1 protein-coding gene is annotated in these 694 nt (G+C 46.0%); it reads left to right on the top strand.

Annotated features, from left to right (window positions below; translation table 11 throughout):
- Window positions 1-672 (top strand): SPFH domain-containing protein (locus tag R7Q48_RS27560; protein WP_318133454.1); only part of this gene is annotated, 672 nt, incomplete at its 5' end.
- Window positions 673-694 lie beyond the last annotated feature (22 nt).

Genomic DNA, 694 nt, shown 5'->3' with positions numbered 1-694 from the left:
GCAAACGTAGTGATCGATGCGGTTGGTTTCGTTCAAGTTATCGATGCGGCTAAGGCGGCTTACGAAGTAAACGATTTAGAACACGCGATTCGTAATCTAACGCTAACGAATATTCGTACCGTACTTGGCTCGATGGAACTCGATGAAATGCTGAGCCAACGTGACATGATCAATACCAAGCTGCTAGCGATCGTGGACCAAGCAACAAACCCTTGGGGTGTAAAAGTCACGCGTATTGAAATAAAAGATGTTCAGCCACCAGCCGATCTAACTGCTGCAATGAACGCTCAGATGAAAGCAGAGCGTAATAAACGTGCTGAAATTCTCGAGGCTGAAGGTGTCCGTCAGGCAGAAATCCTCAAAGCAGAAGGTCACAAACAATCGCAGATTTTAAAAGCAGAAGGTGAAAAACAGTCTGCTATCCTCCATGCTGAAGCGCGTGAGCGTGCTGCTCAAGCGGAAGCAAAAGCGACTTACATGGTTTCCGAAGCCATCGCAAAAGGCGATATGCAAGCCGTTAATTACTTCATCGCGCAAGGCTACACAGAAGCTCTCAAGAGTATTGGTCAAGCTGAAAACGGAAAAATCATTATGCTACCTTTGGAAGCAACCGGACTCATGGGCTCTGTTGCGGGCATCGCAGAAATGTTTAAACAACAAAATAAAGATTAGGGCCCAGTTATGGACTTATTCA

The sequence above is a fragment of the Vibrio sp. 378 genome (assembly GCF_033339435.1).
The sequence above is the reverse complement of the archived record's forward strand: the minus strand, read 5'-3'. Positions and strand labels throughout refer to the sequence as shown.